Source organism: Microbacterium sp. SY138 (assembly GCF_039729145.1).
GTDB classification, from domain to species: domain Bacteria; phylum Actinomycetota; class Actinomycetes; order Actinomycetales; family Microbacteriaceae; genus Microbacterium; species Microbacterium maritypicum_A.
In genome coordinates this window covers 263622-290588 of record NZ_CP155793.1, presented here as the reverse complement: position 1 = coordinate 290588, position 26967 = coordinate 263622, and the positions used below count along the sequence as shown (strand labels likewise).

Genomic DNA, 26967 nt, shown 5'->3' with positions numbered 1-26967 from the left:
TAGTGACACTATCCAACTAGGGAGCCATCATGTCAAAAGTCATCACGGGCCGCATGACCCACCGCCACGAGGGCGAGCTCGTCGTGTTCCACATCGGGATGCAGATCAACCGCTGGTGGCGCCCCGACCTGTGGATGCCGGCCTTCTTCGCCATGCCGGGAATGCTGCGCGAGCTCAGCGCCGACCCCGACTCGGGCATGCTCGGCTACCACCTGCTCCTCGGATCGGGCGGACCCTACGTCGTGCAGTACTGGTCGTCCGTCGACAAGCTCTACGCCTACGCGTCCAGCCCGAACCAGCAGCACCGCCCCGCCTGGACCGCCTTCAACCGCGCAGCCCGCAAGGCTCCGGGAGCGGTGGGTGTGTGGCACGAGACCTTCCGCGTCGACACCGCCGAGAGCGTGTACGTCTCGACGAAGCCGATGGGGCTGCCGAAGGCCACGGAGCTCGTGCCCGTCGGTAAGCGTCATGACCGGGCCCAGGCACGGTTCGCGGATGGGCGGACGGATGCAGCGAAGCCTCTCGCCTCGCCCCCTTCCCCCTGACCCCCGCCCCATACACCTGAGCGCACCTGCCAACCCCGCTTCCGCCGCGCCCTCCGCCGGACTGGTCGAAGCCAGACGGCGTGCGCAGCAGGAGTAACGTCTTACACGACGGCGGGGATGGTCAGTGAAGGAGCAGTGATGAAGATCGCAGAACTCAGAGATCAGCCGAGAACGGGCACAGCCGGCCAGCACACAGCGAACGAGACGGTCTCGTGACGGCTGAACGCGCCCGCGGCACGTCGCGCGAGCGAGCCACCGTCGTGGCGATGATCCTCATCAGCGCCGCGCTCCCGGTGGTCGCCAACCTGCCGGTGTTCCAGAACCTGGTGTGGGCCTTCTGGCTCGCAGCCCTCGCCCTCATCATCGGTGCGTCGGCGTTGCTCGTGAGCGTCGCCCGGCGTGAACGACGACGTTCCGACGAGTCCTGAACCTCGTCACCACCGAAGAAACCACTACCCTCGCACCATGCCCACCGATCGCCCGCGCGCCTGGATCTTCGACGTCGACGGCACCCTCGCCCTCATCGGCGACCGCTCCCCGTACGACATGCGCAACGTGTCGATCGACACCCCGAACCATCCGGTCGTCGTCGCAGCACAGGCCTTCGCCGCCCACCCCGACGTCGACGCACTCATCGTGGTCTCAGGCCGCGACGAGACCGCCCGTCGCGCCACCGAGGCCTGGCTGACGTTCAACGAGATCCCGTTCGACCGCCTCCTGCTCCGCCGCACGGGCGACCAGCGCGCCGACGACATCGTCAAGGCCGAGATCTACGACGCCCACATCGAACCGCACTTCACTGTGATCGGCGTGGTCGACGACCGCCGCAGCGTGGTCGAGATGTGGCGGTCTCGCGGACTGGTCTGCTTCCAGGTGGCCGAAGGGGACTTCTGAGGTGCACCCGGTCGGAGTACAGCGACTTCGGCGCGGTCCATCATTTTCCGGATCAGTGTCCTGTGCGCTGGTGGTCGTCCGTCGTCTGGGTAAGTAGATGTAGAAAGACCTTGAGGAGAACACACATGCGCTACGTACTTTTCATCTGCACAGACCCGACCGCTGAGCCCTATGTCGAAGCCGAGGACAACGCCGGGGAGTGGGTGGCGTCGCTGCAGGACAGCGGCTCCTACGTCTTGGGCGACCGTCTGCGGCCCGTCGAAGACGCCACGACCGTGCGCGTCCGAGCCGGCGAGCGGATCGTGGCCGACGGACCGTTCACTGAGAGCCGCGAATGGATCGCCGGGTTCGACGTGATCGACGCCGACGACCTCGACGCCGCGATCGAGATCGCCGCCGCGCACCCGATGGCCCGGTTCGGCCTGGTGGAAGTGCGCCCCGTGTGGCCGCTCGGGTCGACGATGTGACCACACCGGAGGAGCCGGCGAGCACGCTTTCGGATGCCATGGCCGCCGTCCGGCACGTGGCATCCATCGAGTACGGCCGCGTGGTCGCGAGCGTGATCGGCACAGTCCACGACTGGACTCTCGCCGAAGACGCCGTGCAAGACGCACTGGCTCGAGCCGTCGAGCGGTGGCCAGGCGGCGGGGTTCCGGCGAACCCCGCCGCCTGGGTCACGACCGTCGCCCGCCGCCGCGCGATCGACCTCGTCCGACATGCGGACGCCGAGCGCCGGGCGGCGGCCCGCCTGGAGCACGAGCCGCACGATGGCACCGACGCCCACGAGGCCGACGACGCATTCCCACATGGGGACGAGCGGCTGAAGCTGATCTTCACCGCCTGCCACCCCGCGTTGACCCTGGAAGCCCGCGCGGCGCTGACGCTCCGCACCGTCTTGAACGTGTCGATCGAACAGCTCGCCGGGATCTTCGCGGTCGCACCCGCGACGATGGAGAAGAGACTCGTGCGGGCGCGGGCCAAAATCGCGCACGCGAACATCCCGTACCGCGTTCCGGATGCCGCGCAGCTCGACAGTCGAAGCGCGAGCGTCTGCGAGGTCCTGTCCGCCCTGTTCACCATCGGCTACTCCGATCCAACACTCCAGCCCGACCCCGGCGCCGAGGCCATCCGGCTTGCTCGGCTGTGCCGACAGCTGCTCCCCTCGGATTCCCCGGCTCGACTCGAGTTCACGGGGCTGCTCTCCCTCCTTCTTCTTCAGCACTCCCGCCGCGCGGCACGCACGACCGCCGACGGGTTGTCCGTGCCGTTCGACGAACAGGACCGGGGACTGTGGGATATCTCCGAGATCGAGGAGGGGCTGCGACTTCTCGACGACGCCGTCGAGAAGGCAGCACGGGCGGGCATCCATGGCGGGCGGCACCTCATCCGCGCCACCGTCGCGGCCGAGTACGTCCGCCCCGCCCCGGGGATGGAGATCGACCACGCCCGCATCGCCGACATCTACGGGGTGCTGGAGCAGGTGGATGCATCGCCGTTCGTTCGCCTGAACCGTGCGGTCGCCGTCGCGAACGCGGGACGACCGCACGAAGCCCTCGCGCTGGCGGAGGCGCTCGAGAGCTCGCTGGGAGGACACCACCTCTACTCAGCAGTGCGGGGAGATCTCCTGCAGCGCCTCAAGCGCGACGAAGAAGCGTCGTCTGCGTTTCGCGATGCCGCACGCGCCGCCCCGACAGAACGCGAGCGGCTGTCGTATGCCCAGCACGCTGACGACATCGCCTCGGCGTCGACCTAGCCTGCTGCGGGATCAAGCGCGTTCGCATTCTCAATGATGCGAATTCGTCGAGGGGAGAACACCAACACGGCTCGGTGTACGAATGATTCCTCACTCAACGCCGGGAGACGAGCCAGCTCCATTGCCCCCGTCACCACCCTCATCACCAGGGCCGCGAACACAAAGATCGGTCCAATCCATGGCGCCTCGGATCCGAACATGAATCCCACAGCGACAACGCCGCCCACGATGACCACGTTGACGATCGCTACGACTACGCCCAGTCCTCGAGGGAGGGTCATCCCGGAACTGATACCGATACTGACCCCCAGGGCACAGATGACGAGGTAGACAGCGAGCTCGCCGCCGATCTCCAAGATCATTGCCATCGCTCCTTCGTCAGCATGTCACCCTCATGATGACCCCTGGCACCGGCGCGGCAGTGAAGAACAAGCAGGTCTTAGGGTTGTCTCCCTGAGCGATATGCGCCTGAGCCACAATGTATGAGCCAAGGACGGCGCACGCCTGGAACACCTTCGGCAGCGCCTTTGCGAAGATTCCACACATCCCGACCGCAGCCGTGTAGTCCCGGACCCGCGAGGTTTCAGCACGCGTGAGCTTCATTCCCCAGATCGGGCCGTTCCAGATCCAGCTCGGATCAGCCACCACCGGGTACGCGGTTGTGGCGCTCGGGGTCACAACCTGGAACAGCTCATCCCCTCGCACCTCGTACCGCGTTTCCACCGCGGCACCATTCGCGTCAGTCGCCCACGGGGCCTCAACGGGCACATAATCCCCGGACTCGTCCAAGAAGATCACTTCACCGGTGTCACTCTGGTACGGCTGATAGCCATCCATGCGGTATCCGAATTCGCGTGGGCTCTCGGCACCGCCCAACACGGTCTGGATGCGCGTCGATCCGTCGGCGAGCGTCTGCACAGCAACTGCATCACCCGAACTGTCGTCGGCAGTGAAGACGACGGTGCCATCCTCAGCCACCACACCATCGCTGATGGGGATTTCGTCAGGCAGCTCGATGGCCCGACTTTCCGTCTGGGTGCCTCCATCAATCGGCACACTCACAACGACGTTCTCTTCAGCCGAAAGCGGTACTGCCGCTGAAATCTCCCCTACCGTCGTGCTCAACTGGCCGCCCTGGACCATCCCCGGCTGGGACAGAGTCGTTGTCGGGGTCGCCGCCTCAATCGTGGCCGCGACAGACTCCGCGCCATCGACGTCGCTGTCCGACGCATGAGCCGGCAAAGCCATCGTTATCGTGAGGGCAATGGTGGCGGCTATCGCCACGAGGAGTTCGCGCGTTCTTTGCATCATCTCTGGGGTCCATTCACTCGTAGCGGCCCGCCGATAGTTGGCCTCGCCTGTCAAGCTTGGCCATATGAGCAATGAAAGCATACATATGAGGACGTTACTGACATGCTGCGTTCGGTCAAGCCGCCTACGCCACCCGTCACGTGGCCGCGAGCGCCTCACGCCTCATCGAGCACACGCCGACAAACGCAGTGCCTCAGCGACCAGAAACCGCAATCCCCCGCAGCAACCGCACCACGGTCTCCTCCACCCGCTCCGCACTCAACGGCCGCCCGATCAGCGCAGAATACGACGCCATCGCGATGAACTGGTCCGCGATCGCGGCCGCATCCACATCCGCCCGTACGTCGCCGTCGGCACGCCCGCGCGACACCCGCTCGGCGACCCACTCCCGAATCGGCGCCGCCAGCCGCTCGTTCAACACCAACCCCAGCTCGGGATCGGCCGCGGTCACCTCGATCAGCGCCCGCGCCAGCGCCACACCCTCGGGCCGAGCGAGCCCGTCGGACATCGCGGAGAACCACGCCCGCAGATCCGCTCCGAGGTCTGCCGTCATCGGCACCGACACCTCGGCTCCCGGCAGCGCCCCCTCGAGCAGCGCCTCCCCGAGGATCGCGGCCTTCGACGGCCACCACCGATAGATCGTCTGCTTCGAGACCTCCGCTTCGGCGGCGAGACCCTCGATCGTCACGGCCTCGTACCCGTCTGCGGCGAGCGCACGCCGCATCGCCTCCAGCACGGATCGACGGGCTTTCTCACTTCGAGGACGGGGCACCTTTCGAGCGTACCCAGGCGTACACTGGAACATAAGTAGACGCACCGTTGCGAAACCTGCACGGGACCCGAACAAGGAGAAAGAGCATGGCCCTCACCGCACACTCCACCATCGGCGACTGGATGAACGACCCGACCGGCGGGCCTCTCATCCGCGGACTCTTCGAGAAGACGGGCGCCGACCCCGAGCTCCTCACCCCCGTGCTCGGACTCCCCCTGCTGCAGCTCGTCGCGATGAGCCAGGGCCAGCTTCCCCAGTCGGTCGTGGACGACCTCGTGCGCGCGGCCAACGGCGGCGAGATCCCCGAAGACGACGCCTCCGAGGGTTGGACCGAGAAGCCCACGTCCGGCCGCTTCGCCGGCAAGACCGTGATCGTGACGGGCGCCGCCTCCGGTATCGGCAAGGCCACCGCCTCCCGCATCGCCCGGGAAAGCGGACGCGTGATCGCCAGCGACATCGCCGCCGAGAAGCTCGACGCCCTGAAGTCCGAGCTTCCGGATGCGGACATCGTCACGGTCGCGGGCGACCTCACGAAGCAGGATGCGATCGACGCCGTCCTCGCCGCCGCGGGCGACCGCATCGACGGCCTCGCGAACGTCGCCGGCATCAACGATGACTTCTCCCCCGCAGGCGAGACCCCGGATGCCGTCTGGGACCGCGTCATCGCGATCAACCTGACCGCTCCGTTCAAGCTCATGCGCGCGGTCATCCCCGTCATGGAGGCGGCCGGGCGCGGCGCGATCCTCAACGTCTCGAGCGAGGCGGGCCTGCGCGGCAACGCCTCGGGCAACGCCTACACGGCCAGCAAGCACGGCATCATCGGCGTCACCAAGTCGGCGGCCTTCATGTACGGGCCGAAGGGCATCCGCGTGAACTCCGTCGCCCCGGGCGGCGTCGCCACCGGCATCCCGATGCCCCCGCACATGTCCGAATACGGCTCGGGCCGCCTCGCCCCGTTCCAGCAGGCCATCCCGACCGTGGCGACCGCCGAGCACCTCGCGGCATCGATCACGTTCCTGCTGTCGGACGACGCCGTGAACATCAACGGCGCCATCCTCGCCTCGGACGGCGGATGGTCGGTGCAGTAAGCCCGCACCCGCGAGATCAACGCCCCGCCGACCCGAACGGCGGGGCGTTTCGCATGTCCACGCGGCACTCGCCTCACGATCAGTTTTGACTCGCAACTTCACCTACGAATACGTCGACGAATATATCACTATCGTCCTCATATGTATGCTTGTATCAGCTTCAAGTCGTCGACATAGAAGTCAGGAGGACCCCATGGGCCCGAGTTTCCGCACTACACGCATGCGGCCCCACGAGCGCAAGCGGCTTTTCATATCCGCAGTGACCGCGTCTGCATTAGTCCTCGGAGCTATCGCCCTTCCCGCCACAGCATCGTGGGCGGATGCCGCGCAAGATGGAGACCAGACGACAGCAGGGCACGAGATCGCCGCTGCTCTGGAACACATGGAAGGCGGCCTGGTCCGCGACTTCGCTCCTTCTGAGATCAAAGATGGGCAAGATGGCAAGACAGCTCAGGTCGGCGTCAGTGTCGAGGTTTCGAACGACGCCACAGATGGCGTACAGATTTCGGCAGGGAGCTTCGTTCTTGGCATCGACCTCCCGCACGCGGACGCAGCCATCGCCGGCGAGGACCTTCCGAAAGGTGGAGTGGCCTATCCCTCCACGATGGACAGTGCGAATGCCGTCATCCCCGTAGACGGCGGGGCTCAGCTCCTCACTGTCATCGCGAACGACGCAGCACCCGAACGCTTTGACTACGGGCTCACAATGCCACCCGAGAACCGCCTGGAGGAGACTGCCGATGGCGGCGCCCAGATCGTCGACTCGACCGGAGAGGCAGTCGTCATCTTCGAACCAGCCTGGGCTCGCGACTCGAGCGGAAGGAGCCTCCCGACTCATTACTCCGTTCAAGGGAACGTCCTGACCCAGACCGTCGCACACAAGAGCCTGAGCGGCATCTCGTATCCGATCGTCGCCGATCCGCTTCCTGTCGTCGTCATCGTCATCACAGCGGCGGCAGCGATCGTGGTTGCAGCAGCAGCCCTTGGAGTCGCCACCTGGATTGTCATCAGTTGGTGGAACACCTGTCGCGCCCAGGGAAAGTACCCCGAGCTCTCCACCCGAAACGGCTTCACCGCCAGGTGCGTGCGGTAGCGCGACAGTAATGAGGGTTTCCTGATGTCTCCCAAGCGGCTCTTCACAGTTGACCGCATCTTCGTGATGGTGTGCTCCCTCTGCACCTCCATCGGGCTTGTGGTCGTCGCCGGGTTGTCGTTCGCAAGCTACGCATTCGCGAACAGCATCACGATTATGGTCCCCTGGATCGCCCGCTTCGAGGGGTACGTAGATGTGGACGGATCGCCCGCTGTCACCATCAGCGGATCGTGGAGCGCAGTCATGGCAACGACAGCAATCGTCGCGTCCTCGCTCTTGCTTGTCGCCCTGAGCAGCGAGCGGTCCTCACATTCACGAGACAGGCGTGTGTGACACTCGCCCAGACGTCGGGCGCCATCTCGTCACACTCGAGAGGTGGCGTCCGGCAGCTGGTCGCGACCTGCGGCGTGACATCTCGCCTATCGATCACTGGGCGGAACAACCCTCCAGCGGTCATACACTCGCTCCATGCTGAAGCTCGTGTCGGTCGTGATCCGCGTGAACGACCTCCCTGCGCAGTCCGCGTTCTGGAAGGCAGCCCTGGACTACGTCGAACGCGATCCGGCCGAAGACGACTGGGGGGTATTGAAGCCGCGCGACGCCGACGCTCCCTGCATCGCGCTCGACGCCCACCACTCCGAGCGCATACTGCCTCCGCGCATCCACCTCGATATCTACGCGGAGGACCAGACGGCCGAAGTGCGACGGCTCCTCGACCTGGGCGCACGCGAGGTGCACTGGGACGGCCGCCCGGCCGACGCCGACTACGTGATCATGGAAGATCCCGAAGGCAACCGCTTCTGCATCGTCGACCGGCCCGACTGGTCGGGCTGGGGCGGCAGACGTTGAATCGGGCCTCGGGCCATCCGCGCGACCTGTCGCACATTCCGGACCGAACGATTCACTGCTCCGCGCGAAAGCTGACCCCGACCCTCTCGCCTTGCGAGAAGTAGTGCCGGAACGTGTAATACACCGGGTTCCAGGCGTCCAGGTCGATGTGCGAGGTTCCCGGCACCGTCAGCGCCTGATGCACGTGCGTGCGCAGGACCTTCGCGTGGACGATGGTGGCGTCTCCGTCCTCACCCAACGGCGTCATGTTCGTGACCCGGGCCTCCATCTGAACGGGGCATTCGGCGATCCGCGGGGGCAGAACCACCCCGCTCGGCCGTGGAGTGAATCTGCCGAGCGTCCACTTGTCCGGCTCATACCTGTACTTCTCACGCTTGTGGCGCGGGACTTCGGCAACCCCGGTGGTGTCGGCGATCCTCTCGATCGACTCCCACAGCGCGGCGTCGGGCAGGTTGATGACCAGCTCACCGTTCTCGCGGAGATTGCGCATCGCCCGGCCCGAATTGCTCAACCCCAAGACATAGGTGTCATCCAGAGCCCAGGCTGAGGAGATGGGAGTGATGTTCGCTGTTTCGTCTCCCGGCATCAGCGTGCTGAGCAGGGCGACGGGGGTCCCGAAGTAGAACACGGAGGGTTCGATTGCCAGAGTCGGGTTCATGAGGTCCAGTCTGTGGCGGGAACGTTTCGGGCTGGACCGAACAATGCCGGCGATAAAGTTCTTGCGATGAAAGGAACGAGTAGTCCGGAACTGGCGGCGACGGCCGCCGTCTTCGCCAACGACGCCCGCGCGTCGATGCTGCTCCTGATGCTCGATGGAAGGGCATGGACGCTCACTGAACTGTCCAAGACCGCCGACATCGCTCGGTCGTCAGCGAGCGAGCACGCCGACAGGCTGCTGGACGCCGGGCTGGTCGAGGAGATGCGGCAGGGACGGCACCGCTACCTCCGGCTCGCCGGCACCCGCGCCGCTGAACTGGTCGAGTCGCTCGCAGCATTCTCCGGTCGCGTCCGGCCCGCCAAGCAGTCACTCGACGCCCAACACCGTGACCGCGCCATCAGGGAGGCTCGTACCTGTTACCGCCACCTCGCGGGCAGACTCGGCATCGCACTCACCGACGGTATGCACGCGGAGGGCTTGATCGAGTCGGATTTCTCACTCACCCCGCCGGGACTAGCCTGGCTGACGTCGCTCGGCATCGACCTGCCGAAGCATCCGAAGCGCACTCTCACCCGTCCGTGCCTCGACTGGACCGAACGCCGCGAACACCTGGCCGGGCTCGCCGCAGACATGCTCCTCGCGACGTTCAAGAACAAGGCATGGATCGAACACGTTCCATCCAGCACCCGCGCGGTGCGGCTCACCGCCGCGGGACGGGAAGGTCTCGCGGACCTGCTTCCGACAGACCGCTTCTGACGGCACGCCCTAGTGGGCCCCGGCCAACATCCGGTCGACCCAGAGCGGATGCGGCAGCTCGGCGACTTCGGCGCGCGTAAACCATCCGACCTCGACGACCTCGTCTTGATCGGGCACAGGCGGATCAAGCAGTTCGCACGCGAACGCAGTCGACACGTACGACACGCGATCCCCGTTCGGATACGTCACGACGAGCGATTCGCCACCGAAGGCGCCGACGATCCCCGTGACGCGGATGCGGGCGCCGATCTCCTCCTGCACCTCTCGGGCGATCGCCTCGTCCGGATCCTCCCCCGGCTCGACCCCACCACCGATCAGACCCCATTGCTCCGAACTCGCCGCGCGCGCGAGAAGGAAACGATCGCCCTCGCGGATCACCGCGGTCACACCCGGCAGCAGCAGAAGATCATGACCGATCCGCGCGCGGATGGACTGGACGTAGTCGGAGAACGGCATGGCGGGAGTCTAGGTGGCGGTGCTCGACGCTCTCCGGTCACACCTGACCGGGCCGCCCGTCTCTCGCCATCGCCTGACGGTGCGATGTCAGCGCCGCGCGCACGGCCGAATAGATCACCAGCCAGGAGACGAGGATCCCGATGAGGATGTACGCGAGGTTCATGAGGATGAAGGGTACGAGCGAGTCGGAGAACATCGCCCCAGGATGCCGCACCCCGTGCACCTGCCCGGTCAGACTCCCCGCATCCGCGCCACGGCCGCCCGCACCAGCGCGGCGTTCCCGGGCGCGGGCGCACCGTCGGGGAGCAGCAGAGTGTCTTCCAACCCGATGCGCGACGCCAGCCCGAGCTCGACCGCGAGGTCGAACACCGGCCAGGTCGACCCCTCTTCGCCATGGAGCAGAACCGGCAGGTCGGGCTCTTCGAGCTCGACGTGCGCGATCATCCCCTCGGCGTGGTCGCGCAGCAGCTCGGTCGGTTCATCGGGAAGCTCGATCAGCACCCGTAGGCACTCACCTCTCACCGGCGAACGTTTCCACACCTCGAAACCGGCCGCGTCCCACAGACCGGCCTCGACCGCGACTCCACGCTTCAGCAGCAGGGCGGCCACCTCGTCGGCACCGGCCTCGTGCCAATTGACCGATGCGTGATCGGGCAGCTCCGTCCACGACTCGATCGCGGCGAGACGACGCGCGACATCGGGCTCGGCCCACGCCCCCGTGGTCACGCCGACCGGCGCACCGGGAATCGCGGTCCGCACCGCCCGCACCCACCGCGCGACATCATCGGCGGCGAGACTGTCACGACCCGCCGCATCCTTCGGGTGCACGTGCACCTCCTGCGCTCCCGCAGCCACCGCACGCGCGGCGTCGTCGGCCACGACCGAGGCATCCGCGCTCAGCCACGGGTGCTCGACCGCATCACGGGCGCCGTTGACACATACCTGCAACTGCATCCGACGCGCAGACCGGGCAGGAGGGTCTGAGTCCGACACCACCGTCATCGGCCGATCAACTCGCGCGGGTGCAGGTCGTACGCGGAGGAGTCGGCCGACGGGCCCTCTTCCGTCCGCACCGTGTGCTCGACCTGACGTGCGACCGCCGCGCTGCGACCGACCTTGACCGCCTCGGCTTCACTCTCGAAACTGCTCCCCAACGTCTGCGATTCCCCTTCGATGCGGTTGAACCAGATGCCGTTGCGGTGGAACGTCTCGATGTCGCCTGCAGCCATGGCGGGATCCCTTCTCTCGTATCCCTTTCTACGTGAGACCACCGACACGACAGAGGGGCTTGACAGCATCCACGGCGCCGCCCGAGCACCCCCGGCTCAGACCGTGAGACCCGCCAGGCGCACGGCATCACCCATCGCCACGAACGCCTCTTCGAGGATCGGACGCGGTGTCGCGAAGACCACCCGAACATGACCCTCGGCGCCACGCCCGAGCAGCCGCCCCTCGGTCAGCACGACCCCGGCCCGCTCACGAAAGAACTCGGCTGGCGGCTCAGGGATCCCCAGCGCGGAGGTGTCGATCCACCCGATGTACGTCGCCTCGGGCACGCGATACACAGCCCCGGGAAGATGCTCGTCCACCAGCCGCGCGAGCTCGTGCCGCGATCCGTCGAGGTACGCGATCACCTCCGTCAGCCACGGCTTTCCCGCCCGATACGCCGCCGTCGAGGCCACCACGCCAAGGGTCGCCGCGCCATGCTGCACCGCGAACCCGAACCGCTTGTACAGCTGCTGGTCGGCATCGTTCGAGGTGATCAGCTGCGCAGTCTTCAGCCCCGGGATGTTCCACGCCTTCGACGCGCTCGTCCCCGTGACCGTGTGCGCGGCCGTCGCCGCCGACACCGACGCGTAGGGCACGAACGGCGCACCGTCGTAACGCAGCGGCGCGTGGATCTCGTCCGCGAAAACCCGCCCGCCGTGCCGCTCGACGATCTCGGCGATCGCCTCCAGCTCCTCACGTCCGACGATCGTGCCGGTCGGGTTGTGCGGATTGCAGAGCACGAGCGTCCGCGCCCCTGCAGCGAACGCCTCGTCGATGCGCTGCAGATCGTGCTGCCAGCGCCCGTCGATCTCGACGCCGGGGACCTCGATCACCGGATGCCCGATCGCCGGCAGGTATGTCAGGAACGGCATGTACGCCGGAGTCGGCACGATCACGGGCGACCCCGCGGGCGCATACTCCTGCACCGCGACACCGAGCGCCGCCATCACGTCCGAGACCGGATGCACACGCTCGGGGTCGACCGCCCAGCCGTACTCATCCTGCATCCACTCGGCCGTCGCCTCCCCCAGCTCCGCGGCCTGCGGAGGGGAGAGGTAGCCGAGATTCTCGTCGTCGATCGCGCGATGCAGTGCCTCGGCGATCTCGGGAGCGACCCCGAAATCCATCTCCGCCACCCATGCCCCAATGCGACCGGGATGCAGACTCCACTTGCGACTCTGCGGCCGATCGAGGAAGAGACGGGTGCGCGCATCGAAGGGATGCGACGGTTGCGAGGAACGGTCCGTGGTCATGATCTGGGTGCCCGCCGGCTCAGCCGACGGCGTCGATACAGGACGCGTGCAGGACGCGGATCTCGGACACGGGGACTCCATTCGCAACGGCTCCGACCAATCTACGGACACCGCTGCGCCGTCGCATTTCGCGTTTCCATACGTGACGCGATTCCGGGCCCCGCCGAGAGACGGCCAGCCGACGGGGCCCCGGCCGGGGCGTGAACAACTCCGGAGACTCGCCCCGCAGATGGCTCGAATCCCCTCCCAGAGTCGAATCTGCAGAACTTCTCCTGAGTTGTGCACGCGACTCCCGGGACAGTGTCCGGAACCGAGGCTCAACCGGCGACGTCGAGCACCCAGGTCACGCCGAAGCGGTCGGTGAGCATGCCGAAGCCGGACGACCACGCCGACGCGGCCAACGGCTCGACGATTGTCGCGCCCTCGGAGAGCCCGTCCCAGTACCCCTGGACCTCGTCGGGGGAGTCTGCCCGCAGCGACTGGAAGAAGGTGCGGTCGGTGATGGTCGCTCCGTTCTCACGGCGCGTGGTCCCGGCCGTCGCCGCCGGGTCCTGGTCATCCTGGCCCGGGATGTCGTAGGCCATCAGGCGGATGCCCGCGGGGGAATCGAGCTGCCCGAACACGATCTTGTCGAAGCCGGGGACACCCTCGTGCACGCCGAACTGTGACCCGTGCCTCGTCTTCTACACCGACGACCCTGATGCTGTACGAGTGCACCGCGTGCTTCACACGCGGAGAGACATCGCCGCCGTCCTCATCGACCGACTCTGACTCCGCATCCCGCGGAAGAGCGGCCCCACCCACGCCGGTAGACTGGACCTGCCCCGCCGGCCCCTTCCTTTGGAGTGCGCGTGACCACCGCCCCTGCACCTTCCCACCAGCACGTCCCCGACTCCGTCGAGAACGCGATCGCGACGCCCGAGAAGGAGCAGCCGTACGCGGCCCTCGGACTCAAGCCCGACGAGTACGCGCGCATCAAGGAGATCCTCGGACGCCGCCCGACCTCGGGCGAGCTGGCGATGTACTCCGTCATGTGGAGCGAGCACTGCTCCTACAAGTCGTCGAAGAACTACCTGCGCCGCTTCGGCCAGAAGGTCAGCGACGAGATGAAGGAACGCCTGATGGTGGGCATGGGCCAGAACGCGGGCGTCGTCGACGTCGGCGAGGGCTGGGCCGTCACCTTCAAGGCCGAGTCGCACAACCACCCGTCGTTCATCGAGCCCTTCCAGGGTGCGGCGACCGGCGTCGGCGGCATCGTCCGCGACATCATCTCGATGGGCGCCCGCCCGGTCGCAGTCATGGACGCCCTGCGCTTCGGTGCAGTCGACCACCCCGACACCGCCCGCGTCGTGCACGGCGTGACCAGCGGCATCAGCTTCTACGGCAACTGCCTGGGACTCCCGAACATCGGCGGCGAGACGGTCTTCGACGCCGTCTACCAGGCCAACCCGCTCGTGAACGCCCTCGCGGTGGGCGTGCTGCGTCATGAAGACCTCAAGCTCGCGAACGCGACCGGCGTCGGCAACAAGGTCGTCCTGTTCGGTGCGCGCACGGGTGGCGACGGCATCGGCGGCGCGAGCATCCTCGCGTCCGACTCCTTCGACTCGACCGGCCCGACCAAGCGCCCCGCGGTGCAGGTGGGCGACCCGTTCGCCGAGAAGGTGCTCATCGAGTGCTGCCTCGAGCTGTACCGCGGCGAGCTCGTCGAGGCGATCCAGGACCTCGGTGCCGCCGGCATCTCGTGCGCGACCAGCGAGCTCGCGGCCAACGGCAACAGCGGCATGAAGGTCTCGCTCGACAACGTGCTGCTGCGCGACCCCACGCTCACGGCCGAGGAGATCCTCATGTCGGAGTCGCAGGAGCGCATGATGGCGATCGTCGCGCCCGAGAAGCTCGATGCCTTCCTCGAGGTCGTGAACAAGTGGGAGGTCGAGACCTCCGTGCTCGGCGAGGTCACCGGTGACGGACGCCTCATCATCGACTGGCAGGGCGAGCGCATCGTCGACGTCGACCCCTCGACGGTCGCGGTCGACGGCCCCGTCTACGACCGCCCGGTCGCCTACCCGACGTGGATCGACGCCCTCCAGGCGGATGCCGCCGAGAACCTGCCCCGCGCGACCGACCCGGAGACGCTGCGCGAGCAGTTCCTGAACCTCGTCGCCTCACCGAACCTCGCAGACACGAGCTGGATCACCAACCAGTACGACTACTACGTGCTCGGCAACACGGCCCTCTCGTTCCCCGACGACGCCGGCATGATCCGCGTCGACGAGGAATCGGGTCTCGGCTTCGCGGTCTCGACCGATGCCAACGGCCGCTACTGCCAGCTCGACCCGTACGCGGGCGCACAGCTGGCCCTGGCCGAGGCGTACCGCAACGTCGCCGTCACCGGCGCCGTGCCGACCGCGATCACCGACTGCCTGAACTTCGGCTCTCCCGAGAACCCCGAGGTCATGTGGCAGTTCGGCCAGACGGTCGACGGCCTGGCCGACGGCTGCTACGAGCTGGGCACCCCGGTCACCGGCGGCAACGTCTCGTTCTACAACCAGACCGGCGACGTGCCGATCCACCCGACCCCGCTGGTCGGCGTGCTCGGCATCATCGACGACGTCTCGCGCCGCATCCCCTCCGGATGGCAGGACGAGGGCCAGAACATCTACCTGCTCGGCACCACCTCGACCGAGCTCTCCGGCTCGGCATGGGCAGAGGTCGTGCACCAGCACCTGGGCGGTCTGCCCCCGAAGGTCGACCTCGCGGGCGAGAAGCGCCTCGCCGGTCTGCTGTCGGCAGCCCGCGACGAATGGCTGATCTCCTCGGCGCACGACCTCTCCGAGGGAGGCCTCGCGCAGGCGCTCGCCGAGGGCGTCATGCGCTTCGGCGTCGGAGCTCGCGTCTGGTTGAACGAGATCATCGAGCGCGACGGAGTGGACGCCGCAACCGCCCTGTTCTCCGAGTCGACCGGCCGCGTGATCGTGACCGTGCCCCGTGAGGATGACGTGAAGTTCCGCGGCCTCTGCGAAGGACGCGACTACCCGGTGATGCGCATCGGCGTGACCGACAGCGAGGGCGCGAAGCTCGAGGTGCAGGGCGTCTTCACCGTGTCGGCCGCCGAGCTGCGTGAGCGCTCGCAGGCCACCCTCCCGTCGTACTTCGGCCCGACCGTCACGGAGCAGGTCAGCGCATGAGCGAGGTCAGCCGCCAGAACCCGAACGACGAGGACTACGGCGACCTCGGCGAGAAGCGCAACCGGCGCATCCGCATCGTCGCCTGGACCGTCATCATCGCGCTCATCCTCGGCGGTGGCGGCGCGACCGTGCTGACCCTGCTCCTCGGCTGAGACACGGGACAGCACCTGCCGCTCAGCGGGTGAAGAGGTACCTCGTCAGCTCGATGATCCCGTCGGGTCCGTGGCTCTCCCGTCCGAGCGACTCCACGATGATCGCGCCGAGGATCGCCCGACCGATCTGCGCGATCGGTGCATCTTCCGGCAACTGACCGTCGCGGATCCCGCCCCTCAAGCGCTCAGACAGGTGCTGCTCGACGCCCAGGCTTCCACCGAGGTGCGCACCGACCGCAGCATCTTCGGCGGCAGCCGCGACCAGCGACTGCAGCAGAGCCTGACCCTGCGCGCTCGCGAGGATCGTGAAGACCGACTGCAACCACGTCTCGACGTCGGCGAACAGGTCGCCCGTGTCGGGCACGACGAAGTCCACCGGGATGAGACGTCCGTCCACGAGACAGTCGGCGATCAGCGCGCCGCGCGACGGCCACCAGCGGTAGATCGTCTGCTTGCCGACCCCGGCTTCCTTCGCGATGCCCTCGATCGTGAGCCGGTCGTACCCCTGCGCATGGAACAGTCGGGAGGTCGCATCGAGGATCGCCTCGCGCGCCGCCGTGCTGCGCACGGGCCCGCTCCGGTGCTCGTTGACCATGGATTCAGGATAGCCACAGATCTCTAGACGAGACGTGCCGTATGATCTTCGAGTCTGAAGGAGACCACTGTGGCATCACTGCTGTACCGTCTGGGTTCGTTCGCTGCACGCAAGGCGTGGACGGTGATCGTCTCGTGGGTCCTGATCCTCGGTATCGGCGTGGGAGCCTTCCTGACCCTCGGCGGCACGCTGAGCAACAGCTTCGACATCCCCGGCACCGCCTCGGGCGCGGTCACCGACGAGCTCGCCGACAAGCTGCCCGACACGGCCGGCGGCACCGGCACGGTGGTCTACCGGACCGAAGACGGGTCTCCGTTCACCGACGACCAGAAGAAGGAGATCTCCGACCTCGCCGCGAGCGCCGAGGATCTCGACGGCGTCGCCGGGGTGATCGATCCGTTCGACGCGCAGAAGCAGCAGGACGAGCAGGCGCAGCAGCTCGCCGACGGCCAGACCCAGATCACCGACGGCCGCGCGCAGCTGGATGCCGCCCAGACCCAGCTCGACGACGGACGCGCGCAGCTCGAAGCCGGGCTCACACAGCTCACGGCGGCCCGCACCCAGGCCGAGCAGTCCGGTGCCGGGTCCGCACAGCTCGCCGCCCTCGACGCGCAGATCGCCGCGGTGAACGCCCAGCTGGCGCAGGTCGCGGCCCAGAACGCCGAGCTCGACCAGTCGCGCATCACCCTCGACGACAACGCCGATCAGGTGGAGCTGGGCTCGACCCTCCTCGATCTGGCCGACGGCATCGGCGTGGTCTCCGAAGACGGATCGACCGCCATCGTCAACATCTCGTTCGTCGACCCGCGCCTCGAACTCTCCGAAGAGGTGAAGCAGGGCGCGATCGACCACTTCGCATCTTCCCCCGTCGACGGTGTCGAGGTCGACTTCGGCACCGACATCGCACAGGGCGTCCCGGAGATCTTCGGCATCGGCGAGGCGGTCGGCCTCGCATTCGCGGCGATCGTCCTCATCGTGATGCTCGGCTCCCTCATCGCCGCCGCCCTCCCGATCGTCACCGCCATCGTGGGTGTGGGCGTCGGCGTCACGGCATCCCTCGCCTTCTCCGGCGTGGTGAACATGGCCTCGGTGACCCCGGTGCTGGGTGTGATGCTCGGGCTCGCGGTCGGCATCGACTACTCGCTGTTCATCGTCAACAGACACCGCAAACAGCTGCTCGCCGGGGTGCCGGTGCGTGAATCCATCGGCCTCGCCACGGGCACCTCCGGCACGGCCGTCGTGTTCGCCGGCACGACCGTGATCGTCGCACTGCTCGCCCTCAACGTGACCGGCGTGCCCTTCCTCGGCCTCATGGGCACAGTCGGCGCGGTCTGCGTCGCGGTGGCCGTGCTCGTCGCGATCACCCTCGCCCCCGCCATCCTCGGCCTCGTCGGCACGCGCCTGCTCAGCCGACGAGCGCGGGGAACGATCGGCCAGGAGCACGCGGCAGGCAAGCCCGTGAAGCGCATGTCGACCCTCCGCGCCGTCGTCACCGCGCTCGTGAGCGTGGTCGCCCTGCTGATCATCGCCATCCCCGCCATGTCGATGCGCCTCGGGCTGCCCGACGGATCGAGCGAACCGAGCGACTCGACCAGCTACCGCGCGTTCCAGACCGTCGACGAGCAGTTCGGCGAGGGCGCGAACGGACCGCTGCTGGTCACCGCGACCCTCGACGATGCCGTCAGCGACGACGACCTGCTCTCCACGCAGGTCACGATCGCCCAGGCCATCGCCGACCAGGACGACGTGGTGGCCGTCGCGCCGATCGCGACGTCCGACGACAACACGCTGCTCGCGTTCCAGGTCGTGCCGAAGGAGGGACCGAACAGCGCCTCGACCGAGAAGCTCGTGCAGGACCTGCGCTCGATGCCCGCGATCGGCGACGGCATCACTCTGGGCGTCGCCGGACAGGCCGCGATCAACATCGACATCTCCGAGGCGCTGGCCGGAGTCCTGCCGCTCTACCTCGTGGTCGTGGTCGGGCTCTCGCTGCTCATCATGATCGTGGTGTTCCGGTCGCTGCTCGTGCCCATCATCGCAACCGGCGGGTTCGTGCTGTCGCTCTTCGCGACGTACGGCCTGATCGTGGCGGTGTTCCAGTTCGGCTGGGGCGCCGAGATCATCGGACTGCACAGCACCGGGCCGATCCTCAGCTTCCTTCCCGTGATCCTCGTCGGCATCCTGTTCGGACTCGCGATGGACTACCAGCTGTTCCTCGCCTCCGGCATGCGCGAGGCGTACGTGCACGGCGCCTCGGCGCGGGATGCCGTCGCCCAGGGCTTCCGCGCCGGCCGCTCGGTCGTGATCGCCGCCGCCCTCATCATGGTGTCGGTGTTCGGCGGGTTCATCTTCTCGGAGTCGACGATCATCCGCTCCATCGGCTTCGGTCTCGCGTTCGGCGTGCTGCTCGACGCGTTCGTGGTGCGCATGCTGCTGATGCCCGCGCTCATGCACCTGCTCGGACGCTCGGCCTGGTGGCTGCCGCGCTGGCTCGACCGCATCCTGCCGAACGTCGACATGGAAGGAGCGGCGCTCGAACGCGACCACCCCGGCATGAAGGCCGTGGCCGTTCCGACCACGACCGACTCGGTGCCGACGCGGGAGACATCCGCCTGATCGGGAGTCGGAGACACCTCGCCCGGCGGAGTTCTCCGTGTCGGGAGGAGGGTTCGGGGCGAAGCTTCCGCCCGACACGGAGTTCTCCGCCCGACAAGGTGCCCCGACAGGGTGCCCCGACAGGGAGCCCCGACACAGTGCCCCGCACGGAGCACGACCCCGACGTCAGAGGCCATGCCTAGAGTGGGCGCATGACCGCCGACGCCCGGGAACGACTGCTCGCGCTGCGCGCCCAGGCCGAGGCGCGGGTGCAGGCGACAGCGGCGACCCTCGATGAACTCACCCACGACCGTGCGGGCTCGAACGACGACGACGAGCACGACCCCGAGGGCGTCACCCTGTCGTCGGAGTGGTCTCGCCTGACCGGGCTCGCCGAGGCAGCAGCATCCGAGCTGCACCAGGTCGACGAGGCGCTGGCGCGGCTGGATGCCGGCACCTACGGCCTCTGCGCGAACTGCGGAAGACCGATCCCGGCCGGCCGCCTCGAAGCCCGCCCCTTCGCGGAGTACTGCGTCTCCTGCGCCGAAAAGCTCGGACGGTAGCCCTGACGCGAGGGTCGATCGCGAGTAGCATCCCACCCATGCCCATCACACTCGAGAACGTCGGCATCGCCGTCCGCGATCTGGAAGCCACCATCTCCTTCTTCACCGACCTGGGCCTCACGGTGCTCGGCCGCGACGAGGTCAGCGGAGAGTGGGCGGCGACCGCGGTCGGACTCGACGGCAACCACGCCAAGATCGCGGTGCTGCAGACTCCGGACGGACGCGGCCAGATCGAGCTGTTCGAGTACATCCACCCCGACGCGATCGAGACCGAGCCGACCCTGCCGAACGAGATCGGCATGCACCGGATCGCCTTCTCGGTCGACGACATCGACGAGTCGCTCGCGATCGCCGCCCGCCACGGCTACCACCCGCTCCGCGGCGTCGCGAACTACCAGGACGTGTACAAGCTCACGTATCTGCGCGGCCCGAGCGGGATCCTGGTGATGTTCGCGCAGGACCTCACGAAGAGCTGACCCGTCACCCGGGGATGACCGTCCCCTGATGAAAGCGCAGAACGGGCCCGGAATCGGACAGCTGCCAGATCGATGACCGCCGGCTCTCCCGCCCCTCGGCGATCAGGCGATAGTTCACGAGGACGATGCCGGGGGACAGCTCGTTGAAGAGCCAATCCGCGGTCTCGGGTACGGCCCTGCTGTCCTCGTTCGAAAGCTCGACGACGGTTTCCGTCCGCAGCCATCGCCGCCCCGATGCCCCGATCTCCGCGAAATCGGGGGCGAGCAGGGCCTGTACCCGGTCTGCGTCGGTCCGTACCTCCGAGGAGAGGAGCGCGATTTCGGCAGCGACCACGACGGCATACCGGTCCGCGTCGTCATCCCACATGCGTAAACGGTACCTCCGCCCTCTCGGGGAGCCCGCTGAGAAGTAGGCTGAACGCATCATGCAAGAGTTCTTCCAGTGGGCGGGCAACTTCTGGTGGCTCATCTTCCCGATCATGGGAATGGCCGGCGGGGCCGCGAAGGCGTGGGAGCGGGGCTCCAAGCGCCGTCACGAGCGACGCCTCGAGACGCTCAAGGTCAAGGCGCAGCTGAAGACCGCCGAGATCGAGGCGCGCGCGCTGACCCAGCAGGCCAAGCGCCGCGGACCCTCGGTCGTCGACACCACGGCATCCGTCGCGCCGAACGATCTGGTCGCACGCCTTTTCACCGAGCACGATGAGATCACCGCCCGCTGGCTCGACTACGAACTCGACGTCGCGAAGCTCATCGCCTTCCCCGCCATGAGCGACGGGCGCCAGCCCCTGACCGCCGCGTTCCTGCGCGCGAAGAAGACGGCGGATGCGTTGCGTCCCTCCTCTGCCGACGCCAAGGTGTCCGAGCAGCAGGTCACCGAGTACCTGCAGGCCGTCGGCGACTACGCGGTCGCGTTCGAGATCGCCGAGAAGGATGCCCGGCGTCTGCGCGACTCCACCTTCACCGAGCCGGAGCGCAAGAGACTCGAACGCGCACAGCAGCTCCTGAAGGTCGCGGTGGACGAATCGGCGACGCAGGCCGAGCGCAACGTCGCGTACAAGCGGGTGCGCGAAGAGCTCGATGGGCTCATCCTGCTCTCCGACGATGCGGTCACGGTGCTCGAGAAGCAGGTGGCCCGGGAGCTGCCGGCCCAGGCGAGCACCTCCACCGACGCATCGACCGATGCGGCCCCCGCCCCCGCGGCGGAGGCCCAGCCGTTGCCGATCACCGATCCCCTGCGCCCGGCACCACCGCGGACGCTGCCGCGCGAAGACGCATGACCCCGGAGAACATCACCGGACCCGTCGCGCACCATGCCGAAGGCCCCGTCTGGTGGCCGGGCTGGGGTGGACTGCGCTGGGTCGACGGGACCGCGGGCGACCTGCTCACGCTGCGCCCCGACGGCGTGACCCGCCAGCACATCGACGACGAGTACCTCGCCTTCGCCCGCCCCCGTTCCGGCGGAGGGCTCGTGGCCGTCGGCGCCCGCACGCTCTATCTCGCGGATGACGTCGACGGCGGGACCAGGGCCGTCGCCGGGCTGGGCGACGACCCCCGTGTGCGCATGAACGACGGGTGCTGCGACCCCCGCGGTCGCCTGCTGGCCGGATCGATGGCCTACGACGCGACAGCGGATGCCGGAACCGTCCTGCGAATCGATGCCTCCCTGTCGGTGACGACGGTGCTGCCGCAGACGACGGTGTCGAACGGCATCGGCTTCTCTCCCGACGGCAGGCGGGCCTACTACGTCGACACCCTGACCCATCGCGTCGACGTGTTCGATGTGGTCGAGGGGGAGCTGCGAGGACGCCGCGCCTTCGTGCGCTTCCCCGAGGGGCAGGGAATGCCGGACGGGCTCACCGTGGCATCCGACGGCAGCGTCTGGGTGGCCCTGTGGGACGGGAGCGCTGTGCACGGTTACGACGCGACCGGCGCCGTGATCGCGCGCATCGAGCTGCCGGTGCCGAAGGTGACCGCCTGCACGTTCGGTGACGACGACCTCGGCACGCTCTACATCACGACGTCGGCACAGGACCTCTCGCCCGACCACGGCACCGAGGCAGGTTCGCTCTTCGCCGTGCGACCGGGCGTGCGCGGCATGCCCGTCACGCCGTTCGCCGGCTGAGACCCCGCAAAACCGACGGCCTCTGCCCGAGGCACGGTGCACTCAGCGAAAGGAACCGTGCCCCGGACACAGGCCGCCGGGTGGATGACGCAGGTCAGCGCAGGTGAACCCGCTCGGTGCGCTGGTGCTGGCGTCCCAGCCCCTCGATCTCGATGGTCATCTCATCGCCGTCCTGCAGGTACGGGAACCTGCCCGACAGCGCGACGCCCTGCGGGGTGCCGGTGTTGATCACGTCGCCGGGCTCGAGCACCAGGTAGTGGCTCAGCTCGTGCACGATGTGCAGCACGGAGAAGATCATGTCGGCAGTCGAGGAGTCCTGCCGCGGCTCGCCGTTCACGAAGGACCGCAGCCGCAGCGCCTGCGGATCGAGCTCGTCGGCGGGGACGAGCGCCGGCCCGAGCGGGTTGAACGTCTCGGAGCACTTGCCCTTCGACCACTGTCCGCCCGAGACGTCGAGCTGGTACGCGCGCTCCGAGACATCGTTCGAGATCGTGTAGCCGGCGATGACATCGCGTGCGGCCTCCGGTGACGACAGGTAGCGCGCCGCCTTGCCGATCACGATCGCCAGCTCGACCTCCCAGTCGACCTTCTCGGCACCGGGTGGCAGCAGCACGACGTCATTCGGCCCGACGACCGTGTTCGGGTGCTTGAAGAAGATCACCGGATGCTCGGGCGGCTCCGATCCGGACTCGGCCGCGTGGGCTGCGTAGTTCTGGCCGACGCAGACCACCGCGGTCGGGCGGGCGACCGGGGCGCCGAAGCGCAGACCGTCGACATCGGCGGTGGGGAGCTCGCCGCGGCCGAGGGCTTCGCGCACGCGAGCGATGCCGTCAGCGGCGAGGAAGGCGCCGTCGATCTCAGTGGTGAGGGGCGCGAGGTCGTAGACGACGTCGCCCTCACGGACGTAGGGGCGTTCGTGGCCGGTGGGGCCGAGTCGCAGGAGTTCCACGTCGATCCTTCGGTCAGCGCGCGTCGGCGTAGGTCGGGTTGACGATCGGCACGGATTCCCCGGCCAGGTACCGGATGATGTTCTCGGCCGCGTGCACGGGAAGATCCGCCAGCGCCTCGGGCGAGTACCAGGCGGCGTGCGGGGTGAGCAGCACGCTGTCGAGATCGCGCAGCGGGGAGTCGGCGGCGAGCGGCTCCCCCGCGAACACGTCGAGGGCGGCGGCTCCCAGGTGTCCGGAGCGGAGTGAGGCGGCGAGCGCCCCCTCGTCGATGAGCGGACCTCGGCAGGTGTTCACCACGACCGCTCCCGGCTTCATGGTCGCGAGCGCAGCGGCATCGATCAGGTGGCGGGTGTCGTCGCTCAGCGGGACGTGGAGGGTGAGGATGTCGGCCTGCGCCACGGCATCCGGGATCTCGACGAGTTCACAGTCAGCCTCGCGCACCGCGTCGCCGGAGGCGTACGGGTCGGCGACGAGCACGCGGAACCCCAGCGCGCGGCAACCGCGGGCCACCATCGAGCCGATGCGGCCGAAGCCGAGCACCGAGACCGTGGTGGCCGAGGGGCGCACGGCGAGCGGGCGGGCGTCGACGGCCTTCCACGTGCCGGCGCGCACGGCGCGGTCGTAGGCGGGGAGGCCGCGGCCCTGGGTCATGATCATCGCGATGGTGTGCGCGGCGACCTCTTCGATGCAGTAGCTCGGGGTGTTCGCGACGGCGATGCCGCGGGCGGTGGCCGCCTCGACGTCGACCATGTCGTAGCCGATGCCGACGCGGCTGATGATGCGGAGGTTCGGCATGCGGTCCATCACCTCGCCGCTGATCTGCGCCCACTGCACGACCAGTCCTTCGGCGTCGGCGCCGTGAGCGGCGATGTCGTCGAGGCTGCCGGAAGCTGCGCGCTCGGCACGCAGCCCCGCCTGTCGGAGGGTGTCTTCGATGACGGTTCCCGGCAGGTCGCAGTCGCTGACGAGGATGAATGGCGCGGTCATGGATGCGATGCTATAGCATCTAGCAAGCGGCTGCACCCCTCCAGGCGCGGGGCGCGGGGCTCGGGGCGCGGGGCGCGGGGGCGCGTGCGAAAACCCAGACGAACTGCTCCGGCTCGGGCGCGCCTCGCTACAACACGCCGCAGGCGACGCGAGTGGTCTCCGTTTTCGCCTCGGCGCTCTGGGCACGCCTGCTCGACAGGCGCAAGATTTGCTATAGCATCGACCCCATGACTCGTCGCGCACTGATCACGGGGGCCAGTTCCGGTATCGGGACGGCCGCCGCCCTCGAACTCGCCCGCGAGGGTGCCGCTCTCTGGATCACGTATGCCGGACGCGAGGCGGAGGCCCTCCGCGTCGCCGACGAATGCCGTGCGGCTGGGGCGCCCGAGGTGCACGTGTCGCGCCTCGACCTGCGCGAGCGCGAGTCGATCGACGCGCTGGTCGGTGAGATCACGGACGCGTGGGGATCGCTCCACGTGCTCGTCAACAATGGCGGCGTCTGCCCGTACACCCCGTACGACGACATCGAGTTCGATGAGTGGGACATGGTCCTCGAGACCAACGCTCGCGGTACCTTCTTCCTGACTCGCGGCGCTCTCCCGCTGCTCCGGGCCGCCGAGGGCGACCGCTCGGTGATCAACATCGCCTCGATCGCCGGCCAGGTCGGCGCGCTGCAGACCGGCATCCACTACGCCGCGAGCAAAGGCGCGATCCTCGCGATCACCCGCAGCTTCGCGCGGCACCTCGCGTCCGAGGGCATCCGCGTCAACGCCGTCACCCCCGGACCGGTCGCGAGCGCGATCACCGACCAGCTGCAGGGCGCGGGGCGCGAGAAGCTCGAAGCCGGCATCCCGCTCGGCGCGTTCGGACAGCCGGAAGACGTCGCCTGGATCATCGCATCACTCGCGTCGGAGCGCGCCCGGTTCATCACCGGCGCCACCTACGACGTCAACGGAGGAGTTCGCATTGACTGACCGCACCGCACTCGACCGCACCGCACTCGACACCGTCCAGGCACAACTCGACGCGTTCAACGCACACGACCTCGACGCGTTCGTCGCGACCTATGCCGCGGATGCCGTGATCACCGGGGTCGCGCCCGAACCCGTGGTCGGATCGGCCGCCATCCGCGCGTTCTACGAGCCTCGGCTGCAGAACCCCGAGCTGTCGTGCGTCATCGAGACCAGCGTGCTGTTCGGCACGCGGTGGGTCGTCGCACAGGAGCAGGTCATCAACGCGGGCGTCGCGACCGAGACCATCGCGACGTTCGACATCGTCGACGGGCTGATCGCTCGCGCGTCGATGCTCAAGGCCTGAGGCGCGGCAGCCTCCCGGGAGGAGCACTCCCTGTGGGGAGGAGCTTTCCTGCTCAGGAGTCCTCCCGACAGGGAGTTGTCCTCCCCACGCGGTGCGGCTCACTCGTGCTCGGGCAGGATCGGGGACGACCAGCCCGGATCACGACCCAGCTGAGCCGCCCGCGACACCGAAGTCGAACCGTAGCGGTCGCGCAGGGTGTCGAGCACGGTGTCGAGGCGGGCTTCATCGCCCCAGTCGATCGGCAGTTCGGGCTGCACGCGATCGGCGCGGTCGAGCTGCGACAGCGAGATGCCGATCAAGGTGGTGCCGCGGTCGGTGATTTCGCTCTGCGCCGCGGCGAGCAGCGTGCGTGCGAGGGTGAGCAGGACGGCGGTGCGGTCGGTAGGAGCGCGGAGTGAGCGGGAGCGGGTGGCCTTCGAGAAGTCGCCGAAGCGCAGACGCAGCACGACGGTGCGGCAGACACGGTCGCCATCGCGGAGTCGGCGACCGAGCCGGTCGACGATCTGGGTGAGAATGAGGTCGAGTTCCTCGGGCGAGCGAGGGCGGTTGCCGAGAGCACGCTGCGAGCCGATCGACCCGCGGCGGCGGGTGGTGTCGACCGGCCGCGGATCCCGTAGACGAGCGAGCGCGTGCACGTGCGCCCCCGTCGCCTTGCCCAGCATACGCTCGGCTGTCGCGGCCTCGAGCTCGGCCAGCTCTCCGACCGTGCGGATACCGTAGCGGTGCAGCTTCTCGGCCGTGACCGCCCCCACACCCCACAGGCGCTCGACCGGGAGGGGAAGCAGGAACTCCTCCTCGCGTTCGGGCTCGACGACCAGCAGCCCGTCGGGCTTGCTCACGGCACTGGCGACCTTGGCGAGGAACTTGGTGCGCGCGACCCCGACCGAGATCGCGAGTCCCGCCTCGGCACGCACGCGTTCGCGCAGCCGTGCCGCGATCTGCTCGGGGCTGCCGGCGATCCGCCTCAGACCCCCGACTTCGAGGAACGCCTCGTCGATCGACAGCCCCTCCACGAGCGGGGTGGTGTCGCGGAAGATCGCGAACACGTTCTTGCTGGCGGCCGAGTACGCCTCCATGCGCGGCGGGACGACCACGGCATCGGGGCAGAGCTCCCGCGCCTGCCGGCCGCCCATCGCGGTGCGGACGCCGCGGGCCTTCGCCTCGTAGCTCGCGGCCAAGACGACCCCGCCGCCCACGATGACGGGTCGCCCGCGCAACTCCGGTGCATCACGCTGCTCGACCGACGCGTAGAACGCATCGAGGTCGGCGTGCAGCACCGTCGCTTCCCCACGCATCCCGTTCTCCTGTCGACGTGCGGATCGTCGCAC

At 68.1% G+C, this 26967-nt stretch carries 34 protein-coding genes; 19 read left to right on the top strand and 15 right to left on the bottom strand.

Translation table 11 applies throughout. The features are described 5' to 3' along the window. The first annotated feature begins 29 nt into the window (after positions 1–29). The 5 genes from ABDC25_RS01375 (at position 30) to ABDC25_RS01355 (ending at position 3192) form a co-directional block, all read left to right on the top strand. Positions 30–545, top strand: a complete 516-nt coding sequence (locus ABDC25_RS01375; protein WP_347124432.1) for a DUF4188 domain-containing protein — start codon at positions 30–32, stop codon at positions 543–545. Positions 546–757: 212 nt separating this feature from the next. After that, on the top strand, positions 758–973 hold the full coding sequence (locus tag ABDC25_RS01370; RefSeq protein WP_021200269.1) for a hypothetical protein: 216 nt from the start codon (positions 758–760) through the stop codon (positions 971–973). Positions 974–1010: 37 nt separating this feature from the next. Beyond that, on the top strand, positions 1011–1439 hold the full coding sequence (locus ABDC25_RS01365) for a polynucleotide kinase (protein ID WP_347124430.1): 429 nt from the start codon (positions 1011–1013) through the stop codon (positions 1437–1439). 125 nt (positions 1440–1564) lie between these two features. Then, a complete protein-coding gene (locus ABDC25_RS01360) occupies positions 1565–1906 on the top strand; it encodes a YciI family protein (RefSeq protein ID WP_017202934.1) in 342 nt (113 codons plus the stop codon). Beyond that, a complete protein-coding gene (locus ABDC25_RS01355; RefSeq protein ID WP_347124428.1) occupies positions 1903–3192 on the top strand; it encodes a DUF6596 domain-containing protein in 1290 nt (429 codons plus the stop codon). Before ABDC25_RS01360 ends, ABDC25_RS01355 begins: the two co-directional genes overlap by 4 nt. Here ABDC25_RS01355 and ABDC25_RS01350 read toward each other — a convergent pair. From ABDC25_RS01350 to ABDC25_RS01340, 3 genes are all read right to left on the bottom strand, one after another. Continuing rightward, complete coding sequence (locus ABDC25_RS01350; RefSeq protein WP_152525905.1) at positions 3189–3554, bottom strand: hypothetical protein; 366 nt, start codon at positions 3552–3554, stop codon at positions 3189–3191. The two genes, ABDC25_RS01355 and ABDC25_RS01350, sit on opposite strands and share 4 nt — an antisense overlap. Positions 3555–3570: 16 nt before the next feature. Beyond that, positions 3571–4503 (bottom strand): hypothetical protein, encoded by a 933-nt coding sequence (locus ABDC25_RS01345; RefSeq protein WP_347124426.1) that lies wholly within the window; start codon positions 4501–4503, stop codon positions 3571–3573. 193 nt (positions 4504–4696) lie between these two features. Continuing rightward, positions 4697–5275: a TetR/AcrR family transcriptional regulator gene (locus tag ABDC25_RS01340; RefSeq protein ID WP_347124424.1), complete on the bottom strand. Its 579-nt coding sequence runs from the start codon at positions 5273–5275 to the stop codon at positions 4697–4699. A gap of 86 nt (positions 5276–5361) precedes the next feature. On the opposite strand from ABDC25_RS01340, the gene ABDC25_RS01335 reads away from it, so the two are divergent. The 4 genes from ABDC25_RS01335 to ABDC25_RS01320 all read left to right on the top strand — a co-directional run bounded on the left by ABDC25_RS01335 (position 5362) and on the right by ABDC25_RS01320 (position 8305). Then, complete coding sequence (locus tag ABDC25_RS01335) at positions 5362–6363, top strand: SDR family NAD(P)-dependent oxidoreductase (RefSeq protein WP_347124422.1); 1002 nt, start codon at positions 5362–5364, stop codon at positions 6361–6363. 259 nt (positions 6364–6622) lie between these two features. Continuing rightward, on the top strand, positions 6623–7456 hold the full coding sequence (locus tag ABDC25_RS01330; RefSeq protein ID WP_347124420.1) for a hypothetical protein: 834 nt from the start codon (positions 6623–6625) through the stop codon (positions 7454–7456). 24 nt (positions 7457–7480) lie between these two features. Beyond that, on the top strand, positions 7481–7789 hold the full coding sequence (locus tag ABDC25_RS01325) for a hypothetical protein (protein ID WP_347124418.1): 309 nt from the start codon (positions 7481–7483) through the stop codon (positions 7787–7789). A gap of 135 nt (positions 7790–7924) precedes the next feature. Next, positions 7925–8305, top strand: coding sequence for a VOC family protein (locus ABDC25_RS01320; RefSeq protein ID WP_347124416.1), 381 nt, complete (start codon positions 7925–7927; stop codon positions 8303–8305). Between the two features lie 52 nt (positions 8306–8357). On the opposite strand, the gene ABDC25_RS01315 is transcribed toward ABDC25_RS01320, so the two are convergent. Then, on the bottom strand, positions 8358–8963 hold the full coding sequence (locus ABDC25_RS01315; protein WP_167256309.1) for a flavin reductase family protein: 606 nt from the start codon (positions 8961–8963) through the stop codon (positions 8358–8360). A 12-nt stretch (positions 8964–8975) separates the two neighbouring features. On the opposite strand from ABDC25_RS01315, the gene ABDC25_RS01310 reads away from it, so the two are divergent. Continuing rightward, positions 8976–9719, top strand: a complete 744-nt coding sequence (locus tag ABDC25_RS01310) for a winged helix-turn-helix domain-containing protein (protein ID WP_208323972.1) — start codon at positions 8976–8978, stop codon at positions 9717–9719. A gap of 9 nt (positions 9720–9728) precedes the next feature. Here the strand turns inward: ABDC25_RS01310 and ABDC25_RS01305 are convergent, their stop codons facing one another. The 6 genes from ABDC25_RS01305 to ABDC25_RS01280 all read right to left on the bottom strand — a co-directional run bounded on the left by ABDC25_RS01305 (position 9729) and on the right by ABDC25_RS01280 (position 13353). Next, entirely contained in the window at positions 9729–10175 is a 447-nt protein-coding gene (locus ABDC25_RS01305; RefSeq protein WP_021200256.1) for an NUDIX domain-containing protein, read from the bottom strand. Positions 10176–10212: 37 nt separating this feature from the next. Then, positions 10213–10371, bottom strand: a complete 159-nt coding sequence (locus ABDC25_RS01300) for a hypothetical protein (RefSeq protein ID WP_021200255.1) — start codon at positions 10369–10371, stop codon at positions 10213–10215. A gap of 35 nt (positions 10372–10406) precedes the next feature. Continuing rightward, positions 10407–11168, bottom strand: coding sequence for a 3-keto-5-aminohexanoate cleavage protein (locus ABDC25_RS01295; RefSeq protein WP_235045232.1), 762 nt, complete (start codon positions 11166–11168; stop codon positions 10407–10409). A 5-nt stretch (positions 11169–11173) separates the two neighbouring features. Further along, complete coding sequence (locus ABDC25_RS01290; RefSeq protein WP_021200253.1) at positions 11174–11404, bottom strand: DUF2188 domain-containing protein; 231 nt, start codon at positions 11402–11404, stop codon at positions 11174–11176. Between the two features lie 96 nt (positions 11405–11500). Further along, positions 11501–12697, bottom strand: coding sequence for an aminotransferase class I/II-fold pyridoxal phosphate-dependent enzyme (locus ABDC25_RS01285; RefSeq protein ID WP_021200252.1), 1197 nt, complete (start codon positions 12695–12697; stop codon positions 11501–11503). 317 nt (positions 12698–13014) lie between these two features. Beyond that, positions 13015–13353 (bottom strand): hypothetical protein, encoded by a 339-nt coding sequence (locus ABDC25_RS01280; protein WP_021200251.1) that lies wholly within the window; start codon positions 13351–13353, stop codon positions 13015–13017. 195 nt (positions 13354–13548) lie between these two features. Between ABDC25_RS01280 and purL the strand changes: the two genes are divergently transcribed. Continuing rightward, positions 13549–15882 (top strand): phosphoribosylformylglycinamidine synthase subunit PurL, encoded by a 2334-nt coding sequence (gene purL, locus ABDC25_RS01275; RefSeq protein ID WP_021200250.1) that lies wholly within the window; start codon positions 13549–13551, stop codon positions 15880–15882. Further along, positions 15879–16034, top strand: coding sequence for a hypothetical protein (locus ABDC25_RS01270; RefSeq protein ID WP_021200249.1), 156 nt, complete (start codon positions 15879–15881; stop codon positions 16032–16034). The genes purL and ABDC25_RS01270 overlap by 4 nt, the downstream gene beginning before the upstream one ends. Before the next feature lie 22 nt (positions 16035–16056). Here ABDC25_RS01270 and ABDC25_RS01265 read toward each other — a convergent pair whose 3' ends face one another. Further along, positions 16057–16629, bottom strand: coding sequence for a TetR/AcrR family transcriptional regulator (locus tag ABDC25_RS01265; RefSeq protein WP_021200248.1), 573 nt, complete (start codon positions 16627–16629; stop codon positions 16057–16059). A 69-nt stretch (positions 16630–16698) separates the two neighbouring features. Between ABDC25_RS01265 and ABDC25_RS01260 the strand changes: the two genes are divergently transcribed. The 3 genes from ABDC25_RS01260 (at position 16699) to ABDC25_RS01250 (ending at position 20263) form a co-directional block, all read left to right on the top strand. Further along, positions 16699–19245 (top strand): MMPL family transporter, encoded by a 2547-nt coding sequence (locus tag ABDC25_RS01260; protein ID WP_021200247.1) that lies wholly within the window; start codon positions 16699–16701, stop codon positions 19243–19245. 191 nt (positions 19246–19436) lie between these two features. Continuing rightward, positions 19437–19787 carry a TraR/DksA C4-type zinc finger protein gene (locus ABDC25_RS01255; RefSeq protein WP_167256318.1) on the top strand — a complete coding sequence of 117 codons (351 nt, stop codon included), beginning with the start codon at positions 19437–19439 and terminating at the stop codon, positions 19785–19787. Positions 19788–19825: 38 nt separating this feature from the next. Beyond that, entirely contained in the window at positions 19826–20263 is a 438-nt protein-coding gene (locus ABDC25_RS01250; RefSeq protein WP_029263104.1) for a VOC family protein, read from the top strand. A 4-nt stretch (positions 20264–20267) separates the two neighbouring features. On the opposite strand, the gene ABDC25_RS01245 is transcribed toward ABDC25_RS01250, so the two are convergent. Then, positions 20268–20630: a DUF4440 domain-containing protein gene (locus ABDC25_RS01245; protein WP_021200244.1), complete on the bottom strand. Its 363-nt coding sequence runs from the start codon at positions 20628–20630 to the stop codon at positions 20268–20270. 58 nt (positions 20631–20688) lie between these two features. On the opposite strand from ABDC25_RS01245, the gene ABDC25_RS01240 reads away from it, so the two are divergent. Then, the gene (locus ABDC25_RS01240) at positions 20689–21540 is read left to right on the top strand and encodes a hypothetical protein (RefSeq protein ID WP_021200243.1); all 852 of its coding nucleotides are present in this window, start codon (positions 20689–20691) and stop codon (positions 21538–21540) included. Continuing rightward, complete coding sequence (locus ABDC25_RS01235; RefSeq protein WP_021200242.1) at positions 21537–22385, top strand: SMP-30/gluconolactonase/LRE family protein; 849 nt, start codon at positions 21537–21539, stop codon at positions 22383–22385. Before ABDC25_RS01240 ends, ABDC25_RS01235 begins: the two co-directional genes overlap by 4 nt. Before the next feature lie 94 nt (positions 22386–22479). Here ABDC25_RS01235 and ABDC25_RS01230 read toward each other — a convergent pair whose 3' ends face one another. Together ABDC25_RS01230 and ABDC25_RS01225 are read right to left on the bottom strand one after the other, a co-directional pair. Further along, positions 22480–23334 carry a fumarylacetoacetate hydrolase family protein gene (locus ABDC25_RS01230; protein WP_021200241.1) on the bottom strand — a complete coding sequence of 285 codons (855 nt, stop codon included), beginning with the start codon at positions 23332–23334 and terminating at the stop codon, positions 22480–22482. 13 nt (positions 23335–23347) lie between these two features. Further along, positions 23348–24322 carry a C-terminal binding protein gene (locus ABDC25_RS01225; protein ID WP_021200240.1) on the bottom strand — a complete coding sequence of 325 codons (975 nt, stop codon included), beginning with the start codon at positions 24320–24322 and terminating at the stop codon, positions 23348–23350. A gap of 227 nt (positions 24323–24549) precedes the next feature. Between ABDC25_RS01225 and ABDC25_RS01220 the strand changes: the two genes are divergently transcribed. Continuing rightward, on the top strand, positions 24550–25296 hold the full coding sequence (locus tag ABDC25_RS01220; RefSeq protein ID WP_021200239.1) for an SDR family oxidoreductase: 747 nt from the start codon (positions 24550–24552) through the stop codon (positions 25294–25296). Next, on the top strand, positions 25289–25639 hold the full coding sequence (locus ABDC25_RS01215) for a nuclear transport factor 2 family protein (RefSeq protein WP_347124408.1): 351 nt from the start codon (positions 25289–25291) through the stop codon (positions 25637–25639). The genes ABDC25_RS01220 and ABDC25_RS01215 overlap by 8 nt, the downstream gene beginning before the upstream one ends. Positions 25640–25737: 98 nt before the next feature. Here the strand turns inward: ABDC25_RS01215 and dinB are convergent, their stop codons facing one another. Next, positions 25738–26934, bottom strand: a complete 1197-nt coding sequence (dinB, locus tag ABDC25_RS01210; RefSeq protein ID WP_347124406.1) for a DNA polymerase IV — start codon at positions 26932–26934, stop codon at positions 25738–25740. Positions 26935–26967: the final 33 nt, after the last annotated feature.

Coding starts and splice junctions, on each gene's coding strand:
- ABDC25_RS01290 (WP_021200253.1), bottom strand. CDS start 11,404: ATGGCTGCAGGCGACATCGAGACGTTCCACCGCAACGGCATCTGGTTC.
- ABDC25_RS01315 (WP_167256309.1), bottom strand. CDS start 8,963: ATGAACCCGACTCTGGCAATCGAACCCTCCGTGTTCTACTTCGGGACC.
- ABDC25_RS01270 (WP_021200249.1), top strand. CDS start 15,879: ATGAGCGAGGTCAGCCGCCAGAACCCGAACGACGAGGACTACGGCGAC.
- ABDC25_RS01245 (WP_021200244.1), bottom strand. CDS start 20,630: ATGTGGGATGACGACGCGGACCGGTATGCCGTCGTGGTCGCTGCCGAA.
- ABDC25_RS01320 (WP_347124416.1), top strand. CDS start 7,925: ATGCTGAAGCTCGTGTCGGTCGTGATCCGCGTGAACGACCTCCCTGCG.
- ABDC25_RS01375 (WP_347124432.1), top strand. CDS start 30: ATGTCAAAAGTCATCACGGGCCGCATGACCCACCGCCACGAGGGCGAG.
- ABDC25_RS01265 (WP_021200248.1), bottom strand. CDS start 16,629: ATGGTCAACGAGCACCGGAGCGGGCCCGTGCGCAGCACGGCGGCGCGC.
- ABDC25_RS01345 (WP_347124426.1), bottom strand. CDS start 4,503: ATGATGCAAAGAACGCGCGAACTCCTCGTGGCGATAGCCGCCACCATT.
- ABDC25_RS01360 (WP_017202934.1), top strand. CDS start 1,565: ATGCGCTACGTACTTTTCATCTGCACAGACCCGACCGCTGAGCCCTAT.
- ABDC25_RS01335 (WP_347124422.1), top strand. CDS start 5,362: ATGGCCCTCACCGCACACTCCACCATCGGCGACTGGATGAACGACCCG.
- ABDC25_RS01250 (WP_029263104.1), top strand. CDS start 19,826: ATGCCCATCACACTCGAGAACGTCGGCATCGCCGTCCGCGATCTGGAA.
- ABDC25_RS01325 (WP_347124418.1), top strand. CDS start 7,481: ATGTCTCCCAAGCGGCTCTTCACAGTTGACCGCATCTTCGTGATGGTG.
- ABDC25_RS01235 (WP_021200242.1), top strand. CDS start 21,537: ATGACCCCGGAGAACATCACCGGACCCGTCGCGCACCATGCCGAAGGC.
- ABDC25_RS01240 (WP_021200243.1), top strand. CDS start 20,689: ATGCAAGAGTTCTTCCAGTGGGCGGGCAACTTCTGGTGGCTCATCTTC.
- ABDC25_RS01365 (WP_347124430.1), top strand. CDS start 1,011: ATGCCCACCGATCGCCCGCGCGCCTGGATCTTCGACGTCGACGGCACC.
- ABDC25_RS01220 (WP_021200239.1), top strand. CDS start 24,550: ATGACTCGTCGCGCACTGATCACGGGGGCCAGTTCCGGTATCGGGACG.
- ABDC25_RS01285 (WP_021200252.1), bottom strand. CDS start 12,697: ATGACCACGGACCGTTCCTCGCAACCGTCGCATCCCTTCGATGCGCGC.
- ABDC25_RS01300 (WP_021200255.1), bottom strand. CDS start 10,371: ATGTTCTCCGACTCGCTCGTACCCTTCATCCTCATGAACCTCGCGTAC.
- ABDC25_RS01350 (WP_152525905.1), bottom strand. CDS start 3,554: ATGATCTTGGAGATCGGCGGCGAGCTCGCTGTCTACCTCGTCATCTGT.
- dinB (WP_347124406.1), bottom strand. CDS start 26,934: ATGCGTGGGGAAGCGACGGTGCTGCACGCCGACCTCGATGCGTTCTAC.
- ABDC25_RS01225 (WP_021200240.1), bottom strand. CDS start 24,322: ATGACCGCGCCATTCATCCTCGTCAGCGACTGCGACCTGCCGGGAACC.
- ABDC25_RS01305 (WP_021200256.1), bottom strand. CDS start 10,175: ATGCCGTTCTCCGACTACGTCCAGTCCATCCGCGCGCGGATCGGTCAT.
- ABDC25_RS01255 (WP_167256318.1), top strand. CDS start 19,437: ATGACCGCCGACGCCCGGGAACGACTGCTCGCGCTGCGCGCCCAGGCC.